The organism is Pseudomonas sp. MF08817, assembly GCF_059862705.1.
In genome coordinates this window covers 1-14638 of the sequence record NZ_JCBCUY010000061.1, presented here as the reverse complement: position 1 = coordinate 14638, position 14638 = coordinate 1, and the positions used below count along the sequence as shown (strand labels likewise).

At 56.1% G+C, this 14638-nt stretch carries 18 protein-coding genes; 14 read left to right on the top strand and 4 right to left on the bottom strand.

The window, feature by feature from the left end; all coding sequences use genetic code 11:
• The first annotated feature begins 316 nt into the window (after positions 1-316).
• The 5 genes from AC19YR_RS23750 (at position 317) to AC19YR_RS23730 (ending at position 4515) form a co-directional block, all read left to right on the top strand.
• A complete protein-coding gene (locus AC19YR_RS23750) occupies positions 317-1438 on the top strand; it encodes an ISAs1-like element ISPa60 family transposase (protein ID WP_010455375.1) in 1122 nt (373 codons plus the stop codon).
• 282 nt (positions 1439-1720) lie between these two features.
• Positions 1721-2164 carry a peptide-methionine (R)-S-oxide reductase MsrB gene (gene msrB, locus AC19YR_RS23745; protein WP_003464965.1) on the top strand — a complete coding sequence of 148 codons (444 nt, stop codon included), beginning with the start codon at positions 1721-1723 and terminating at the stop codon, positions 2162-2164.
• Position 2165: 1 nt separating this feature from the next.
• Positions 2166-2705: a peptide-methionine (S)-S-oxide reductase MsrA gene (gene msrA, locus AC19YR_RS23740; protein WP_003464967.1), complete on the top strand. Its 540-nt coding sequence runs from the start codon at positions 2166-2168 to the stop codon at positions 2703-2705.
• A gap of 140 nt (positions 2706-2845) precedes the next feature.
• Positions 2846-3550: a glutathione S-transferase N-terminal domain-containing protein gene (locus AC19YR_RS23735; RefSeq protein ID WP_003464969.1), complete on the top strand. Its 705-nt coding sequence runs from the start codon at positions 2846-2848 to the stop codon at positions 3548-3550.
• Positions 3547-4515 (top strand): magnesium and cobalt transport protein CorA, encoded by a 969-nt coding sequence (locus tag AC19YR_RS23730; protein WP_003464971.1) that lies wholly within the window; start codon positions 3547-3549, stop codon positions 4513-4515. Before AC19YR_RS23735 ends, AC19YR_RS23730 begins: the two co-directional genes overlap by 4 nt.
• Before the next feature lie 204 nt (positions 4516-4719).
• Here AC19YR_RS23730 and AC19YR_RS23725 read toward each other — a convergent pair whose 3' ends face one another.
• A complete protein-coding gene (locus AC19YR_RS23725) occupies positions 4720-4887 on the bottom strand; it encodes a hypothetical protein (RefSeq protein WP_016487060.1) in 168 nt (55 codons plus the stop codon).
• A gap of 75 nt (positions 4888-4962) precedes the next feature.
• Here AC19YR_RS23725 and AC19YR_RS23720 point away from each other — a divergent pair, with 75 nt between their 5' ends.
• From AC19YR_RS23720 to AC19YR_RS23710, 3 genes are all read left to right on the top strand, one after another.
• Positions 4963-5976, top strand: a complete 1014-nt coding sequence (locus AC19YR_RS23720) for a zinc-binding alcohol dehydrogenase family protein (protein ID WP_002118279.1) — start codon at positions 4963-4965, stop codon at positions 5974-5976.
• 72 nt (positions 5977-6048) lie between these two features.
• Positions 6049-6480, top strand: a complete 432-nt coding sequence (locus tag AC19YR_RS23715) for a GlcG/HbpS family heme-binding protein (protein WP_005006001.1) — start codon at positions 6049-6051, stop codon at positions 6478-6480.
• A 58-nt stretch (positions 6481-6538) separates the two neighbouring features.
• On the top strand, positions 6539-6832 hold the full coding sequence (locus AC19YR_RS23710) for a DUF1330 domain-containing protein (RefSeq protein WP_010591688.1): 294 nt from the start codon (positions 6539-6541) through the stop codon (positions 6830-6832).
• A gap of 325 nt (positions 6833-7157) precedes the next feature.
• Here AC19YR_RS23710 and AC19YR_RS23705 read toward each other — a convergent pair whose 3' ends face one another.
• A complete protein-coding gene (locus AC19YR_RS23705) occupies positions 7158-7628 on the bottom strand; it encodes a TlpA family protein disulfide reductase (RefSeq protein WP_003464979.1) in 471 nt (156 codons plus the stop codon).
• 422 nt (positions 7629-8050) lie between these two features.
• On the opposite strand from AC19YR_RS23705, the gene AC19YR_RS23700 reads away from it, so the two are divergent.
• From AC19YR_RS23700 to AC19YR_RS23680, 5 genes are all read left to right on the top strand, one after another.
• Positions 8051-8698 (top strand): sulfite oxidase-like oxidoreductase, encoded by a 648-nt coding sequence (locus tag AC19YR_RS23700; protein ID WP_002118288.1) that lies wholly within the window; start codon positions 8051-8053, stop codon positions 8696-8698.
• Positions 8691-9437: a ferredoxin reductase gene (locus AC19YR_RS23695; protein WP_002118292.1), complete on the top strand. Its 747-nt coding sequence runs from the start codon at positions 8691-8693 to the stop codon at positions 9435-9437. The genes AC19YR_RS23700 and AC19YR_RS23695 overlap by 8 nt, the downstream gene beginning before the upstream one ends.
• A gap of 453 nt (positions 9438-9890) precedes the next feature.
• Positions 9891-10163 (top strand): glutaredoxin 3, encoded by a 273-nt coding sequence (grxC, locus tag AC19YR_RS23690; RefSeq protein WP_005005995.1) that lies wholly within the window; start codon positions 9891-9893, stop codon positions 10161-10163.
• A gap of 67 nt (positions 10164-10230) precedes the next feature.
• Positions 10231-10512 carry a DUF427 domain-containing protein gene (locus AC19YR_RS23685; protein ID WP_003464986.1) on the top strand — a complete coding sequence of 94 codons (282 nt, stop codon included), beginning with the start codon at positions 10231-10233 and terminating at the stop codon, positions 10510-10512.
• 169 nt (positions 10513-10681) lie between these two features.
• On the top strand, positions 10682-10948 hold the full coding sequence (locus tag AC19YR_RS23680; protein WP_003464988.1) for a hypothetical protein: 267 nt from the start codon (positions 10682-10684) through the stop codon (positions 10946-10948).
• 860 nt (positions 10949-11808) lie between these two features.
• Here AC19YR_RS23680 and sdhC read toward each other — a convergent pair.
• Complete coding sequence (gene sdhC, locus AC19YR_RS23675; protein WP_005005993.1) at positions 11809-12183, bottom strand: succinate dehydrogenase, cytochrome b556 subunit; 375 nt, start codon at positions 12181-12183, stop codon at positions 11809-11811.
• A gap of 730 nt (positions 12184-12913) precedes the next feature.
• On the opposite strand from sdhC, the gene AC19YR_RS23670 reads away from it, so the two are divergent.
• Entirely contained in the window at positions 12914-13432 is a 519-nt protein-coding gene (locus tag AC19YR_RS23670; RefSeq protein WP_003464991.1) for a YkgB family protein, read from the top strand.
• 29 nt (positions 13433-13461) lie between these two features.
• Here the strand turns inward: AC19YR_RS23670 and AC19YR_RS23665 are convergent, their stop codons facing one another.
• Complete coding sequence (locus AC19YR_RS23665) at positions 13462-14307, bottom strand: AraC family transcriptional regulator (protein WP_003464995.1); 846 nt, start codon at positions 14305-14307, stop codon at positions 13462-13464.
• Positions 14308-14638: the final 331 nt, after the last annotated feature.

Below are 14638 nucleotides of genomic sequence, written 5' to 3'. Positions count from 1 at the left end.
GCCCAACTGACGAATAGTTGCCCCGGTTCGCTTGCCCAGTTTGATGTAGAGCTTGACCGCTCGGATACGGTCTTCGTATGAATACATGAACTACCTCCAGGTAGTCCAAGATTTCCGCCGCATCCCCGGTGGGTCAATTTTCCATCAGCGCCAACACACTAAGCAACCATCAGAAAATTTTGACTGTACGCCAAAAAATTCGCATCTACCAGCATCTAAACAGGCGTTGCAGGGCAATCGCATGAACGCCTGCCGATTTGAATGAGTCCTTTCCCAGCGGGCATCCTGAGCGCCTCTCTACTCAGGATGCCCTGCAATGTCGCATCACATACCAATCTCCGATGTTCTGGTCGCCATCAATGATCCCCGTCAGCAGGGCAAGATTCGTCACGACCTGGTCGAAACACTGGTCGTGGCTATCTGCGGCGTGCTTGCCGGCGCTGACACCTTCATCGAAATCGAACTCTGGGCTGAGCAGCGGCTGGACTGGTTCCGCCGTATTCTGAAACTACCCCACGGCATTCCCTCACACGACACCTTTGGACGGCTATTCAGCCTGATCGATCCAGAGGAGTTCGAGCAGGCCTTCCGCTGTTGGGTTGCGGCGATCCTACCGGCCCTTTCTCCGCAAGTGGTTGCCCTAGACGGCAAGACCAGTCGCCGCTCCGGCAAGAAAAACACGGCCCCGTTGCACCTGGTCAGCGCTTTTGCGGCTGATTCAGGGCTGATTCTCGGGCAGAGGGCGACCTCCCAGAAGTCCAACGAGAAGACCGCCATTCCTGAGCTGCTGGCCACACTGGCGCTTGAGGGCTGCACCGTGACGATCGATGCCATGGGTACCCAGCCGGACATTGCACAGGCCATTCTCGATCGCGGGGCGCACTATCTGCTGGCCATCAAGGGAAACCAGCCGAAGCTGGCCGAAGCGATCGATGACTTCGCTGACACCTTTTTGGACGGCGATCCTGCCCGGGTACCCCATGCGCACTTCGAGCATGTCGAGAAGGACCATGGCCGGCTGGAGGTTCGTCGCTGCCATGTTTTCGACCAACTCCAGTGCCTGCCACAGCCAGAACGCTGGCCAGGACTGCGCACTTTCGTGATGCTGGAGTCCGAGCGGACTGTGGGCAACCAGACCAGCCTGGAGCGCCGTTACTACATCAGCAGTCTTGCTCCGGATGCAGAGCGCATCGCACATGCCATCAGGGCGCACTGGGGCGTGGAGAACCGCGTCCACTGGTGCATGGATGTCATTTTTGGTGACGATCAGATGCGGATCCGAACCGGGCATGCTGCCCACAACATGGCCGTTCTCAAGCAACTTACATTGAATTTGATCCGGTTGGATCCGGTCAAGCGCAAGGGTGGCATCAAGGCACGAAGGCTGATTGCTGCAACCTCTGATGATTATCGGGCTGAACTATTAGGTCTCAGGTGAGCTTCATGCGATTGCCTTGACAGGCGTTGTTGATTATCATAAAACACTGACACTGTATTATATAATCGTGCTTTTGTGTTATTTTTTTAATATTTACTGATTACGTACTTGCTTAACCACTCAGTTGCGCTAGAACTAATAGACGCGAAATTTAAATCTCTAATTTTCCAACACTTAGTAAAACCTCGTTTGCCATCCCACTACCATTGTAGGAGCAAATCAGGAGACATAAAAAATTAGCGGTAGCGTGCCTGGCCCTCTAGATAAGTATTGGAGACTGTAATGAAGTTTGAAAAGTCACAGACAGCAATCGACCACCTGACTCCCGAGCAACACCGAATTACCCAGGAGGCGGGCACCGAAAGGCCCTTCACGGGCGAGTACAACGACAACAAGGAGCCTGGCATCTACGTCGACATAGTGTCGGGAGAGCCACTGTTCGCTTCGACGGACAAGTTCGATTCGGGTACTGGCTGGCCCAGCTTCACCAAGCCGATCGTTTCGGCAAACGTGAACGAGGTGCGGGACAGCGCACACGGCATGGTCCGGACGGAGGTCAGGTCAGTACACGCAGACAGTCATCTCGGCCATGTGTTCCCCGATGGTCCTTCCGACCGCGGCGGTCTGCGGTACTGCATCAACTCAGCGTCCCTTCGCTTCATCCCGCGCGACGAGATGGAGTCCGAGGGATACGGTGAATATCTCGATCAAGTAGAGGAGGCTTAACATGCATCAGCGCGCTGTTCTCGCAGGAGGATGTTTCTGGGGCATGCAGGATCTGATCCGCAAGCGGCCCGGCATCATCTCGACCCGTGTGGGTTACACGGGCGGCGATATTCCGAACGCCACGTATCGTAATCACGGCACGCATGCCGAGGGGATCGAGATTGTCTTCGACCCGACAGTGACGAGCTACCGGAACATCCTGGAATTCTTCTTCCAGATCCACGATCCGACGACGCTGAACCGCCAGGGCAATGATCGTGGGCTCTCCTACCGGTCGGGCATCTATTATGTCGACGAGGAGCAGAAGCGCGTCGCCGAGGATACGATCGCCGATGTGGATGCCTCGGGGCTGTGGGATGGCAAAGTGGTGACCGAGGTCCAGCCGGTCGGCGAGTTCTGGGAGGCCGAGCCCGATCACCAGGATTATCTGGAGAAGCGCCCGGGCGGCTACACCTGCCACTTCGTCCGTCCCGGCTGGGTGCTTCCGAAGCGCCAAAAGGTTGACGACGTACAGCCAGCGGCCGGGACCGCGGCGGAATAGGCTTCACTGCCGTTGCCACTGCGCCGATCCGGTCCGCAATCTTCGTGACCGCGTCGTTCAGCGACGCGGTCATCGAACCCTACTTCAGAGTGACGGCTCGTTCCAGTCAGTCGCCATCGCAACACCAGGATCGCAGATTTATGCCAGACCTCTCGTCCTTTCCGATCACGCAGCGCTGGCCGGCATCTCATCCCGATCGCCTGCAACTCTACGCAGCCCCTACGCCCAATGGCGTCAAGGTCTCGATCATGCTTGAGGAGACTGGCCTGGCGTACGAGCCCCACCTGATCGACATCTCGAACAACGAGTCGAAGGATCCGGCGTTCGTGTCGCTGAACCCGAACGGACGCATACCGGCGATCATCGATCCGGCTGGCCCTGACGGTAGACCCATCGCCTTATGGGAATCCGGTGCGATCCTCCTCTATCTGGCCGACAAGACGGGTCAGTTCATCTCCACCGAACCAGGCCAGCGTTACGAGACCCTAGCGTGGGTGTTCTTTCAGATGTCGGCCATCGGGCCGATGTTCGGTCAGCTCGGCTTCTTCCTGCGATTTGGCGGCAAGGACTATGAGGACAAGCGGCCGCAACAGCGCTTTATCGACGAATCCACGCGTCTGCTGGGGATTCTGGATCGCCGGCTGGAAGGCCGCGACTGGATCGTCGACGACTATTCGATCGCGGACATCGCGACGCTCGGCTGGGTGAATGCGCTGGTGGAATTCTACGCTGCGGGTGACATCCTTGGCCTCAGCAGCTTTTCGAACGTCCGCGCATGGCTTGGACGCGGGCTGGCTCGACCGGCCGTCCAGCGTGGCCTCCACATTCCCGCGAGGCCAGCATGAGCATCATCGCCGCCTATTATTACAACGAAGGCAAGCGAGTTCGCGAAATCGCGCTCGATGAGCACGTCAAGTTGGGCGAGAGTCGCTCGGGCTTCTGCTGGATCGCGCTTAGCGAACCCACCCCCGAGGAACTACTCGCGATCCAAAGGACATATAATCTTCATCCGTTGGCGATCGACAACGCGATGCACCCGCTGTGCCCGCCCAAGCTCGAGGTCTACAACGATGAGTTGTACGTCGTCGCGCAGACCGCCGAGCTGGTCGGCGACCGGATCAGCTACGGCAAGATGGCGATCTTCACCGGTCACAATCACCTTATCACCGTGCGGCACGGCAATGCCGGAGCGCTGGGCAAACTTCGGGAGCAACTCGAGGCATCGCCGACGCAGTTCGGCAAGGGTGTCGACTATGTGCTGCACGCGATCTTGCATCGCGTGGTCGACCAGTATCTGCCCATCTTCGAAATGATCGAGGACGACGTCCTGGCGATGGAGCGACGGTCGCTGCACGATTTCCTCGGGCCAGAAGAGGTGGCGCGAATCTTCGAACTAAGGTCCGAACTCACGCGGTTCCAGCGCACGCTCGGGGCTATGGCCGAGCTGGTGCGAAAGCTCGTTCGCGGCCACTTTCCCTGCATCAGCGCCGAAATGACACCATATTTCCACGACGTCGCGGACCATGTCCACCGCGTGCAGTCCATGGTCGACGGCCTCCTGCTTGTCCTGTCCACGGTCTTTGAGGCCAGCAGCCTTCTTGAAGCGCAAAGGACGGGGGTGATCACCCGCCAGCTGGCGGCTTGGGCGGCAATACTGGCAGTCCCGACGGCGATCGCTGGAATATACGGCATGAACTTTAAGCACATGCCGGAGCTGGACACGGCCTACGGATACTTTGTCGTGCTCGGAGTGATAGCGATATCGTGCGTTTTCCTATTTGTGCGCTTCAAGAAGGCTAAGTGGCTGTGAATACTGCCCATCGTTTTCTTCGCCGTCATCTGACGGTTACAGCGGGCCTTATACGGAAGCTTGTCCAATCCAACTCAAGATGAAGGTGCGTCCATGACATAGCAGCTGACCGACGCTCTACAAGCAGTTCAGTCCTTCATCGCCAAGGGCTAAGACCGCGAATAGCGCGTCAAGGACAGCAATCTCGTCGATCTCGAGCCAGGATCAACCATCGGTCCGTGCGGCATCTGCGTCGACGCGGCGTTTCGCCTCGGAAGCGGTGATGATGGCGATAACGCCTCCACCCTCTACGCGATCACCGATCCGGCGACCGAGCATAAGGGCCTGTTGATCGACGTGTTCGATGAAATCTGCTACCGCGACCCAGTTCAAGAGTCGGGACCTCAATGTAGAAGAAGTTGACTAACGAGCATTCGCGTCATCCGATCAAGCAAGCTGGAGACATTTATGAAAGCCATTGGTTACAAGGTTCCGGGACCCATCGCCGCGGATGCCGCGCTGGTCGACATCAATCTGCCTCGGCCTGTCGCTGCAGGATACGATATCCTGGTTGAGGTGAAGGCCGTCTCGGTCAACCCGGTCGACTACAAGGTCCGCAACAGCACGCCGCCGGCAGATGGCGATTGGAAGGTGCTGGGATGGGATGCCGCCGGGATTGTGCGCGAGGTCGGCCCCGACGTCACGCAGTTCGAGTTAGGCGACGAGGTCTATTATGCCGGATCGATCACACGGCCCGGTACCAATGCGGAGTTCCATCTCGTCGACGCCCGGATTGTCGGTCACAAACCTGCGTCGCTCTCCTGGGCGGAAGCGGCGGCGCTGCCGCTGACGACGTTGACGGCCTGGGAGGCGATGTTCGACCGCCTGGACGTGGCGAAGCCCGTACCCGGTGCGGCGGAGGCGATCCTCATCATCGGTGGCGCGGGCGGGGTTGGGTCGATCGCCGTCCAGATCGCGCGACAGCGCACGGACCTCACCGTCATCGCCACAGCCTCTCGACCGGAAACCCAAGAGTGGGTAAGAGGGCTTGGAGCTCACCACGTCATCGACCATTCTCGTCCGCTCGCGCCACAGATCGCCGAACTCGGCATCGGTGCTCCCGCTTTCGTCTTTTCGACCACACATACCGAGCAACATGTCGCCGACATCGCCGAACTGATCGCCCCACAAGGACGGTTCGGACTGATCGACGATCCCAAGGCATTCGATATCATGGTTTTCAAGCGCAAGGCGGTGTCGATCCACCACGAGCTGATGTTCACGCGGTCGATCTACGGCACGCCCGACATGAATGAGCAGGGCGAGATTCTGGATGCGATGGCAGCGCTGGTTGACGACGGCAAAATCCGCACGACGCTGACCCGGCGACTGTCGCCGATCAATGCCGCCAATCTGAAGACGGTGCATGCACTGATCGAAAGTGGCGCGGCTAAAGGCAAGATCGTCCTCGAAGGCTTCTAACGACCGCGATCGCCAAACATCTTGTCCAACCTCAAAAAGCCGAACGGGTTATGCCCCAGCGATGAGAATCCCATGACCAAATCTATTGCCACCGCCTCGATCAACCGCGAAACCGCAGTCGCCCTCATCGACGCGGCGCTCGCTGCGGCCCGTGCCATCGGCATCCCGGCTGCCGTCGCCGTCGTCGACGCCACCGGTAACCTGCGCGCGTTCGAGCGCACCGACGATGCGCCGTTCCTTACCGTCGATGTTGCCATCGACAAGGCCTGGAGTTCCGCCTCGTTTGGGTTCCCGACCCATGTCTGGAACGACTATGTGACCAACGATCCAAAAGTGGCGCCGCTAGCCTATCGCCCTCGGATGGTCGCTGTCGGCGGCGGTTATCCGATTCTGGAGGATGGGAAGTTGATCGGCGGCATAGGCATCTCCGGAGGCAACTATCAGCAGGATCAGGATGCGTGCGTCGAGGCACTCATGAAAATCGGGTTCCAGTTGCCAGCCTGACGACTGTGAGGCCATCACCGGTGGTAATGGCCAACAGATCCAACCTTTGAGAGGCCTAATGATGGAAGCGTTCGTCGTCTTTACGCGGGAAGAAACCAGCGACCCACATGCACTCGCAACCTATTCTGCAGGCGTCGGACCATCGTTCGATGGTCACGACGTTACCTTTCTCGCCGCTTATGGCGCGATCCAGCATTTGGAGGGGCCGCCCATCGAAGGGGCCGTAATCTTGCGTTTCCCGACGATGCAGGCCGCTCGCGACTGGTATGACAGTCCCGCCTACCAAACCATCGCTGCTCAACGCTTTGCCGGTTCCCGTTACCGCGCCTTTATCATTGAAGGGCGGCGGTGACATACCGACAGAAGCACTTCGGCGCTGACCACGAGGTATCGGCGTGTGAACTCGCATCTTGGGAATCTGTGGGGGGGACCAAGACAGCGGCGCTAGGGGCTCATATCGTCGATCGGATCAGAGAGTTGCTCGGCGAGAATGGGTTATCTATTGCCGAGCTGACGGAGCGGAGCCGCCCTCTCCCAGCGGATTGATTCAATCGTTGACGCTCCTCCTATCCGGATCCGGGTTTTCGCACGCTGATCAACAGAGTTACAGCGCGCAACGCCTGTAGTGGGCATCAGGGGATGGGTGGCAATCAGGATGATTGCCCACCTTCCAACGATTAACCTTGCTCAAGTTGCTTCACTAGTCGCTCCGCGTCGAGATGGAAGTCCGAGAAAACAATGCTACCGCCAGCGTCGATAACCGTAAACCACGGAGTTCCTCGTGTGCGGTAGTCTTCCATGAAGGTTGGAAACGGCGAGCCGGTCGGTTGCTCGTCGTGACCGAAAACGATAGGAAGCTCATACTTGAGCTGGTTCACGCGCAACTTCTCGAAGGTATTCTCATGCGTTCCTTCGAAGACGGTCTGGATCACTGCGAACCCCACGTCTTTTGAGCTCAACGCTGCATGCAACTTTTGTAGCGTCGGAAACCCATGCAAATGGCAACCTTGGCACCAATGCTGGAAGGCAAACAAGATTTTCGGGCCGGGCCCGATATCTGACAGTTTGAACGGCGCGATACTTTCCCCATCTTTGCCAATCCATTTTTGCACCCGCAGCTCAGGCGCTTGTCGTTCGATCTCGTTCATCTGATCCTCCAACCCCGATACAGAAGCTTAGTGGATGATCGCGCGTCGCGACGGTGCGCGAACGTCCGACCTTATTTTCCCTATTTCCTGAAGCCAGAATAGATCAGATCGACATTTCGTCCTTAATATACTCAAGCTGCCGGCGAGCGCGAACTGGGCAACCATGCGCTGGTGAGCCTTGAGCTTTGCACGCTGCCCATCCGTTTGAGAGCGAACCTGCAACTTCCGCTCCGCATACCGCAGATCAGCGTACGCAGCCTTGGGGTTATCTACCCTATAGCCATTGGGTATTGGGAATCATGCTGGCCTGACGCTATGTTCGATACGCGATTTTTTACGATGATAGAGCATCTGTATCTGATTTTTAGTCGATTGGCTTATTCGGCGGATGTGCGGGCAAATGCTTTACGCAGAGTACTGAAATGAAGGCCGGCTTCGGTCTGCCGTATCGAGCAAGAGGGGTCACTATGGTCACCAGAGGTTTCACCGGTCGCGGTTCAGGCGACCAGTCCGATCGGATTCCGCCAGGTCAGCATCTGGTGGAGGATTTCCCTGTTCTGTCGGCCGGCCCTACGCCGAGGGTAGAGCCCTCCGACTGGAAATTCACAGTCAAAATTGGTCCGAAGCCCGTCAAAACGTGGAATTGGGGCGAATTCAACACTCTACCAAAGACCCAGGTGACAAAGGATATTCACTGCGTCACCTCTTGGTCCAAACTGGATACCGTTTGGGAGGGTGTACTCATTGAAGACATCCTTGCAGATGCAGAGCTTGATCGGCCTACCGATTTCGTCTTGGCGCACTGCTACGATAATTATTCGACAAACGTCCCTCTGACGGATCTGCTTTCCGGGAAAGCGATGGTCGCCCTCAGTTATGCGGGCAAGCCACTTTCCCGCGATCATGGGGGGCCGGCGCGTCTTCTAGTGCCGCACCTTTACTTCTGGAAATCCGCCAAATGGGTGAATGCGCTGCAATTCACGACGCGTGACGAGGCCGGCTTTTGGGAGCTGCACGGCTATCACATCTACGGCGATCCGTGGCGCGAACAACGATACACCCATGACTGAAAACGAAGCGCAAGTCCGTTCGTGGCAATCATGCGTGATCGACGACATCATCCAGCAAACACCGAGTATCAAGAGCTTCTTCCTTCGGTTGAGCAAGCCGTTCGCGCACACCGCAGGTCAGCACGTCGATATCCGGCTGACCGCGCCCGACGGCTACAGTGCAATGCGCAGCTACTCGATCGCGTCATCGGCAGTTTCGACCCCGATCGTCGAGATAGCTATCGAGCGCATGCCGGATGCCGAAGTTTCGCCGTTTTTTCACGACATCGCGGCGATTGGTGACGAAATCGAAGTTCGCGGTCCGCTCGGTGGCCATTTCCTTTGGCCTGAGCCTGCCATAGATCCGGTTCTGTTGATCGGGGGAGGCTCCGGCCTCGTGCCGTTGATGGCAATGATCCGGCAGCGCCGCGCATTGGCCCAAGCCGTTCCGACAGCGTTGCTCCTGTCCGCACGAACCGCCGAGGACGTTCTCTTCTCAGAAGAACTTCATTGCATCGAAATCAGCGATCCGGCGTTCGTCCTGGCGCTCGCGATTACGCGCGAGAAACCGGTTCGCGCATCGGACTTTGCGCGACGGATCGACGGCATGATGGTCCAAGAAATTCTAACCAGGCTTCAGGGAAAGCCGACGCAAGTGTTCGTCTGCGGGTCTAACGGATTCGTCAACATCGCAACCGATAGCGCGCTGCTGGCGGGCTTGGACGCCTCCATCATCAAGACGGAGCGCTACGGGGGCTAGCGGCGCGAGCTATCTCACGTCGCGCCGATCGTAGACGTGCGCCCTGGGAAGCTTTGGCGATCAACGTGAACCGTTTTGCCGAACACAGTCTTCGTACCCCCCGGCCTCTAGAACGCCTTCGCTCGCGATACCTGGCTCGACATCAAGCTCAATTTGAAAGTTCCTGCACTATCCGTCGTCCTGATATGCTCGACCAGCATGATGGGCGATTCGAGCGGGACCGCTTCCGTCCCAATCGAGGCTCGGTTACCTTAGAGCATCGGCTCGGCGCTACAGGAGGCGCGTGCGGCCTCTGCCTGGCGGTGAAAGCACTTTGGGCCATGTCGCCTGGATAGCGGCCAATCGTCAGCATCTGCTCCGATGTCGGCCAAGGTGCAGTCGCCATCTTTGAACGCCGCGAATTGGAGATCAACGCCATGACAGCGATCCGCGTGCAACTGCCGGAGATGCAATATGACAACTGATGTATTGCTGTACACCACGAATTGGTGCCCGTTCTGCCGCCGAGCGAAGGCGCTCCTCAAGGAAAAGGGCGTGCGATGGAAGGAGCTCGATATTGAGGCGGATCCGGCTCACCGGCAGGCCATGGCGGAAGCGTCGGGGCGAAGCTCCGTGCCGCAGATCTTCATCAATGGCACCCTTATCGGTGGCTCCGATGAGCTATTCGCGCTCGATGTCAGAGGCGAGCTCGACAAACTTCTCGGGCGCAACCCGCCTGCCACCTGAGGAGGTGCGGCTTGGGGCAGCCAGCCCGCGAGCCTTCGCCGGTTGATGAATACAAAAGGAGAGTCCGTTGGTCTCAGCCATCTGGAAAGACACTACTATCGCCACAAGCGACGAAACAGTCATCGTCGAGGGAAATCACTACTTCCCACCGTCAGGAGTCGACCTGAGCCTGCTTGAGATGAGCCCGCACACATCTGTCTGTCCGATCAAAGGCGCCGCGCGCTTCTTTCATGTTCGCGCGGGTGACGCGCTCAACGTGAACGCCGCTTGGACCTATCCCGCCCCCACTCCGGATGCCGAGGGTATCCGGGATTACATCGCTTTCTGGAAAGGCGTGGACGTTGCCTAGCAGACTGGACGGACGACTTCGCTGATAGCCATGCGGGCGCCGACATCTCAATTATCCTGCCCACCCCGGGCCTCGTCGGCTGCAGGAATCTGCCCGGCACCTTAGCGCGACCCGGCACTGGCGGTCTCGCACCCGCCGCGCCTCTGTTCTATCAATAAGGATGGATGACATGGAGCATTCCGAGTTCGATGCCGCTTTCGCGAAGCTTGCGGAGGGATACAGAGAAGGGACTTATGAAGGCCGGCGTTTCAGCTTGATCGTCCGGCGATCTGGGGACGGACGTCGCAACAGTCTGTTCGCCAGGGAGTTGGACGGGACTGACATTGTCAGCTTCAACCTCTTCCGCGTTACATCAGATAGGACATTGTTGAAGCCGTGCGAAATGTCCGCCGAAAAGGTCGTAGCGTTCGTGCTGGAGTTCCGACCGGACACCTGACGGGCAGAAGAAGATCCCGGCCAACCGGCGCGCCTGCGACGGCCGGCTATCTAAGGCTGCGCAAGCCTATAGCCGCAGCTCATTGCACTTCGTCTGGCGAGGAATTCAACATCGATACGTCGCCATCCGCGGGGATATCGGTACAGGCGCCCGTGTAAGCCAGATTGAGAAATCCTAAGCGATGACTAACACCAATGACGCCACCCTTCCGACACATTCTATTCTTGAGGAATGCACAGCGATGGCTGTCGTCAACGCTCTGAAGATTATTCTGAAGAACAGCTACGCGATCTACCTTAAGACAAAAAATGCCACTCGGGCGCATCCCGCCCCTACTTCAGGGACTTTCACTTGCTTCTCGCTCTGTCACTCACAGCATCGGCACGCCCATGACGCATGGTATCCAGGCCTCATAATTTTCCCATATAACCTTCTTGTCTTTTGCGCACCCAGAAAGACTCGAGGCTTTAACTGGACAGATGAGCCCTCGAGGGTAGTGTTCACCTGATTGGCTTTCTCATATCTGATGTTGATTCGCACAGTGTGCCAACCAGGTGATAGTTTCAAAAAACCTGCGCTTCAGAGCGAATTAGACGATCTTCGATAAGAGCGATCCGCCTCAAAATCCAAAACATCTAACATTGTCCTAGAGCCATATTTGTACCTAGTACTATGGCGCTCCCATTAACACATTTGATGATGCACAGAAAACTTAGCTCATGATAGCTTTCAGCTAACAGCTATTCGGAAGCCCGAAAGGATTCAACCGTTTAAGCGTGAACCGTCGATTATAAATACTTTCGTAAGTTAGCTTTAAAGGACGCTTTTAGTCCTTGTAAATACGCATTACGACTCCACAGCTACCAAATCCATACGGCGCCAGCAACCATTAAAACACCCGACACTACTAAAACAATAGTAGAGGCGCGATTGCTGCCTTTCAAAGTATGACCAACACCCACATCCATAACTAGGTGTCGAATTCCGGCTACGAGATGATAAATAAATGAAGAGTATACCAACCAGAAACTAACTTTGCCGAAAGGTGAAGAAAAAATCTCCTTGACTTCATTAAAACCCTTTTCTGACTCCAACGATTTGCTCAGCATATACAGTATCAGTCCCAGAAAAATAAAGAGCATAATTCCTGAAATCCGGTGCAGAATCGATGTAAGCGCCGTGAGAGGAAGCTGAATGGTTCGAATATCAAGATTAACCGGCCGCTTTTTATTCATTTTGACTCCAGTCAACAATTCTAGTGGGGGATTTCAGTTTTCGATCTCATTCATCATAGCAGCTGTAACTAAGGCTGGCGGCGACAATAATGGAGATATTCGGGGCTTACGTTGCATTTTGAGGTCGCAGGTGCATGTGCGTAAATTGAAGCAAATTGCAAGGTTATGCCCAATAGGTAGCTAGCTTATTAATTTAACAAAAGTGACGTGTGTCGTTCTGCAGGGCATGCTGTTCCCCAACCCTGGAAAACCTATCCTCTTTAACACGTCAAAGTCGATTGATAGGCTTGCTGCAACAGCTATCTGCCCGGTTGAAGTCGAAGATCGATGTATCTGTAGGGTTTGGAAATAAATGCGGGCGCCCACCGCACTCACGGCTCAGTTACCATTCTTTGTGCATCGCGGCCGCGCGGCTAGTTGGTAGCTGTTCTAAGCCTAGTCAGTGCCGCCCTTCGCCCCAAGCCCCATAGTCAGATTTGAGAAATGACAGTAGGCGATGCCGCAACGCGCTTCATCGACCTATGTAAAACGACTCCTTTATCGAAATAGTGCACTCATCGCTCTCCACGGCGATCCCTTCATCGCGAATTGCACCGCCCAAGACGATCTGCACTGAAATCAATACTTTCTGATGCCTCTTGATTAGAGATGCCAGCCATAATCATCTCATCGCCAACGCATACGGCGTTCGGCAGCCAACACACTCTCACTCACTACTGGAAGCTCAGACATGAAAACCATAGGCATTGAAAACTCGAAGTCCAGCGTACAGGCCCACTTAACGCTTGGAACCAAAACTATGGGGCTAGGTATCTATGGCGCGTACTTGGCTCTCGCTATTATTTACTTCTGGTTCGGCGGCATGAAATTTACCCACTACGAGGCCGAGGGCCTGGTTCCACTGGTGAGCAACAGCCCGCTTTTGGGATGGGTGTATAGCATTTTTTCGGTCGACATGTTCTCCAGCCTGCTCGGCATACTAGAGATTTCGATCGGCACTCTGATCGCAGGCCGCATGCTGTCGCCCAAACTATCCGTGGTAGGAGGCGCTCTGTCTGCAGGCCTGTTCTTCACAACCCTTAGCTTTATGTTTTCCACTCCGGGCGTCATTGAGCCTAGTTTAGGGTTTCCGGCGATTTCCGTTGCGCCAGGTCAGTTTCTGCTTAAAGACTTAGGGTTGCTTGCTGTTTCGATATTTGTGGCAGGCCATTCGCTGGTTGAACTGGAAAAACGTAAAATTAATGCATAATTTTTTCAATGGCTTAAGGCAGTAATGCCTTAGGCCTTTTTGCCATCATTTTCCCCCGCCAGATCTTTCAACCAGTCACGAGGGCTCAACCCCGTCTTGCGTCTAAATGCGCGAGACAGCGCCGAAGGACTTTCGTAGCCGACTTGAGCTGCAATCAGCGTAATCGAGCGCCCTTCTCGCATCAGCTTCTGAGCCAGGCTAACTCGCCAACTCAACAAATAATCAGCAGGCGTCTGTCCGATGACACTCTTGAAATGCACGGCATACGCAGCGCGTGACATATTTGACTCACTGGCCAGCTCTGCTATTGACCAGGCATGTTCCGGGGAGTTGTGCATCTGTAAAAGCGATCGGGCAAGCCGCATGTCGGCCAGTCCAGCCATCATTCCGGTGCGCAACTGGTGATGATCGAGCAGGTAACGGAGCAACAGAATGATTAGGAGCTCAAATAAGCGCTCAAGCGCGGCTTCCCTTCCACAATGCACATTTGCCGCCTCGGCAAACATCCACTCCAACGTGTCTGCCAGCATGGGCAGATCATCGAGTGCGAGCACCAAACAGTCCGGTAATGAAGCCGACAAAGGATTATCAATTCCGCCCTCAAACTCCATGGAAGCACACAACAACTTTGCGCCATCGGACTCACCCGCAAACAATTGATGCTTGGCGGGGCGTGGCATAAAAATCAAGCTAGGGCGAGTGAGCTGCAAATCCTTGCGATCGGGACCAAGCAACGTCACGCTGCCGGCCTGAAGCAGATGGATATAACCTCGCCGCTCGGCGCCATCGTAAGATGCAGAGCCGCATAGGTCGCCGTCATAGAACAGATTGGCCCGCACGCCGAACCGCGAGAGCAAATTAGACAAACGATCCATTGGCCGATCCTTGACGAGTCAGAACGCACAGACCATACCATCTGCGTTGTCGTTCAGTGCCTGTAGCGAACATGCCGGCGTAAATCAGCCAACGGATAAAGTGATCACTGAGCAGCTCAGCCTCCCTTTCCAGTTCGGCTGTTAAAAAAACAACACCGTTGTTTGAAAGCACCAGCAAATCAAGTGCTCACTCTTCTATTTTACGGGGTTGTACGCCGGAATCCCAGAAATTTCCGTCAGCCCAGCTCCAGTCCCGCCACGAGCGCATCCAGGTCGATGAACTTGCCGTCAGTCTGGAAGGTGTAATGCCCGTTCAGCAGGATGTGCCGCC

What these genes read in the sequence shown, in the direction of transcription:
- AC19YR_RS23750 (WP_010455375.1), top strand. Translation starts at nt 317, where the DNA reads ATGTCGCATCACATACCAATCTCCGATGTTCTGGTCGCCATCAATGAT.
- msrB (WP_003464965.1), top strand. Translation starts at nt 1,721, where the DNA reads ATGAAGTTTGAAAAGTCACAGACAGCAATCGACCACCTGACTCCCGAG.
- msrA (WP_003464967.1), top strand. Translation starts at nt 2,166, where the DNA reads ATGCATCAGCGCGCTGTTCTCGCAGGAGGATGTTTCTGGGGCATGCAG.
- AC19YR_RS23735 (WP_003464969.1), top strand. Translation starts at nt 2,846, where the DNA reads ATGCCAGACCTCTCGTCCTTTCCGATCACGCAGCGCTGGCCGGCATCT.
- AC19YR_RS23730 (WP_003464971.1), top strand. Translation starts at nt 3,547, where the DNA reads ATGAGCATCATCGCCGCCTATTATTACAACGAAGGCAAGCGAGTTCGC.
- AC19YR_RS23720 (WP_002118279.1), top strand. Translation starts at nt 4,963, where the DNA reads ATGAAAGCCATTGGTTACAAGGTTCCGGGACCCATCGCCGCGGATGCC.
- AC19YR_RS23715 (WP_005006001.1), top strand. Translation starts at nt 6,049, where the DNA reads ATGACCAAATCTATTGCCACCGCCTCGATCAACCGCGAAACCGCAGTC.
- AC19YR_RS23710 (WP_010591688.1), top strand. Translation starts at nt 6,539, where the DNA reads ATGATGGAAGCGTTCGTCGTCTTTACGCGGGAAGAAACCAGCGACCCA.
- AC19YR_RS23705 (WP_003464979.1), bottom strand. Translation starts at nt 7,628, where the DNA reads ATGAACGAGATCGAACGACAAGCGCCTGAGCTGCGGGTGCAAAAATGG.
- AC19YR_RS23700 (WP_002118288.1), top strand. Translation starts at nt 8,051, where the DNA reads ATGAAGGCCGGCTTCGGTCTGCCGTATCGAGCAAGAGGGGTCACTATG.
- AC19YR_RS23695 (WP_002118292.1), top strand. Translation starts at nt 8,691, where the DNA reads ATGACTGAAAACGAAGCGCAAGTCCGTTCGTGGCAATCATGCGTGATC.
- grxC (WP_005005995.1), top strand. Translation starts at nt 9,891, where the DNA reads ATGACAACTGATGTATTGCTGTACACCACGAATTGGTGCCCGTTCTGC.
- AC19YR_RS23680 (WP_003464988.1), top strand. Translation starts at nt 10,682, where the DNA reads ATGGAGCATTCCGAGTTCGATGCCGCTTTCGCGAAGCTTGCGGAGGGA.
- sdhC (WP_005005993.1), bottom strand. Translation starts at nt 12,183, where the DNA reads ATGAATAAAAAGCGGCCGGTTAATCTTGATATTCGAACCATTCAGCTT.
- AC19YR_RS23670 (WP_003464991.1), top strand. Translation starts at nt 12,914, where the DNA reads ATGAAAACCATAGGCATTGAAAACTCGAAGTCCAGCGTACAGGCCCAC.
- AC19YR_RS23665 (WP_003464995.1), bottom strand. Translation starts at nt 14,307, where the DNA reads ATGGATCGTTTGTCTAATTTGCTCTCGCGGTTCGGCGTGCGGGCCAAT.